This is a genomic window from Deltaproteobacteria bacterium, from assembly GCA_019308905.1.
Classification (GTDB): Bacteria; Desulfobacterota; BSN033; order WVXP01; family WVXP01; genus JAFDHF01.
Genome location: JAFDHF010000153.1, coordinates 1 through 2054 on the forward strand (window position 1 = coordinate 1; position 2054 = coordinate 2054).

Sequence of the window (2054 nt, forward strand, 5' to 3'; positions counted from 1 at the left end):
TTTGTTCTCGTTTTTCGAACAGTTCTATTGTAGCAATCCAATTGAAAAAATCAACAAAAAAAATCTCCGGTTTTTCTTGGCCCTAGGCCTCCTGGAACAGTAAGGCGAGATTGGCAGGCTGTTGACAGCGAGGCGTCGAGGTGGCTAATATTGTCGTTTGAAGCCTTCTACTAATGAAGGGACTGAGTGGCGGAACTGGTAGACGCAAGGGACTTAAAATCCCTTGGGGCCTGTCCCCGTGCCGGTTCGATCCCGGCCTCAGGCATAAATAAAATCAGGCAGTCAGCTTCTCTTGGGCAGGTTCGGTTGAATCTGCTTTTTTCGTTTTGTGACCATTTTGTGACTAGACAATCTCGAATTTCCTTGGTATACTTGATGTAGGCACCATCAGGGGGTCGATATGGCCTATGTTAGAGTCAAGAGGTTTGGTGACCGAGCGTACTACTACCTGGTCGAGAAGCACAGAGACCAGGGCAAGTGGCGTCAGCGTCTTCTGAAATACCTGGGGAAAAAGATTCACGAGGAATATCTAGGTCTGTACAGGAAGCGAAAGCACGGGCCTAGGGTAGGCGTCCCCGAAAACCCGGCAAGTCCCACCGGGCTGGCCCATGCTAACCATGGGACGGTGAGAGGGACACACCATGGCGGTAAGAAAAACAGGCCGGTATTACCAGATTGACTATTATGTCGGCGGTAAGCGTGTTCGAGAAACCCTCAAAGGTGTCACCACCAAGCAGGAAGCCCTTGAGATCGAGCGAGAAAGGCTCAGGAATGGAATAGGCCCCATCCAATTCAAACGGTTCAAAGACCTTGCCGAGTGGTATTTGACCCATCCTGACAAAGCCCAGAAAAAGACTCTCGATAAAGACAGAGAACGCCTAGACCTGCATCTACTGCCCTACTTCGGCCATTGCAAGTCCCAGGATATAACTCCGTCCATGGTCGATGACTACAAGGTCAAGAGGCTGAAGGACTTTGCAGCCCCTGCCACGATCAACCGTGAACTCGCCCTTTTGCGGCATATCCTCAGATTTGCCTACCGGAAAGAGAAAATCCACAGGGTTCCGCCTATAAGCCTTCTGAAAGAGGACAACGTAAGACAGAGGTTCATCACGGAAGAGGAGATCCAGAAGATCCTCGAATACCTGTCCGGGGACGCAAGGGACGTGGTGATTGTCGCCTACCATACAGGGATGAGGCTTGGAGAAATCCTGGACCTTCGCTGGAAGAACGTTGATCTCAAGAGGCGGCTGTTTGTGTTCAAGGGAGAAAAGTCCAATGGCCGTGAGAGGGCGGTTGCCTTGGCTCCAGAGGTTGTCGAGGTCTTATCGAGAAGGCCCAGGGGACTACCGGGTGTTAAGCTGTTTCATTTGAAGATGTACCAGGTCGAGGGAGCCTGGGGGCGAGCCTGCAAGAAGGTTGGGGTTAAGGATGCCAAAATCCACGACTTGAGGCGTACAAGATGTACTATCTGGCATAAGGAAGAGGGCCTGCCACAAGACCTTATCATGTCCATGAGCGGGCACAGGACGGATTCAATGTTTCGGCGGTACCAGATTACCAGTACCGAGTTTGTGGAGTCTTTGGCCCGGAAGTGGGCAGAACAGAAAGGAGGAAATAGGAATGGAGAAACAAACTCTTGATGACAAGGGCTATTGGAGTTACCCCGCTCTAGTGGACAGGTTAGGGCTTTCGGTTTCAAGTGAGGCTTTGTACCTCCTTTCGTAATTCAGAGGGGAGAAATAGTCAATTCCTGAATGTCTACGGGAAGGGTTATACCAGCCTTCGATGAACTCAAAGACCGCCATGCGGCCCTCGGTCTGAGTGCGGAAGCTGGTCCGGTCGAGCAGTTCACACTCAAGCGTGGCAAAGAAGCTCACTGCTCCGACGCTTGAACAGAGGCAGGATCCGGCTCTCAAAACGTTGCTCCAGATTCCGAAGCCGGGGACGCCTCATCTCAATCGTCCCGCTCAGCAATGAAACCCGACGAACCTTGCCATACCCATTGCGATATCCCGTTGTCCCATCCACCAAAGACCGTCGCTCATGCTTCC

Annotated in this window: 3 protein-coding genes and 1 tRNA gene; 3 read left to right on the top strand and 1 reads right to left on the bottom strand. The window is 51.8% G+C overall.

Annotated features, from left to right (window positions below):
* Positions 1 to 182: 182 nt before the first annotated feature.
* The 3 genes from JRJ26_20725 (at position 183) to JRJ26_20735 (ending at position 1643) form a co-directional block, all read left to right on the top strand.
* Positions 183 to 265, top strand: a tRNA-Leu gene (locus JRJ26_20725).
* Between the two features lie 135 nt (positions 266 to 400).
* Positions 401 to 679, top strand: coding sequence for a hypothetical protein (locus tag JRJ26_20730; GenBank protein ID MBW2059915.1), 279 nt, complete (start codon positions 401 to 403; stop codon positions 677 to 679).
* Positions 642 to 1643: a site-specific integrase gene (locus JRJ26_20735; protein ID MBW2059916.1), complete on the top strand. Its 1002-nt coding sequence runs from the start codon at positions 642 to 644 to the stop codon at positions 1641 to 1643. The genes JRJ26_20730 and JRJ26_20735 overlap by 38 nt, the downstream gene beginning before the upstream one ends.
* 18 nt (positions 1644 to 1661) lie before the next feature.
* On the opposite strand, the gene JRJ26_20740 is transcribed toward JRJ26_20735, so the two are convergent.
* A complete protein-coding gene (locus JRJ26_20740; GenBank protein ID MBW2059917.1) occupies positions 1662 to 1919 on the bottom strand; it encodes an IS3 family transposase in 258 nt (85 codons plus the stop codon).
* Between the last annotated feature and the right edge of the window lie 135 nt (positions 1920 to 2054).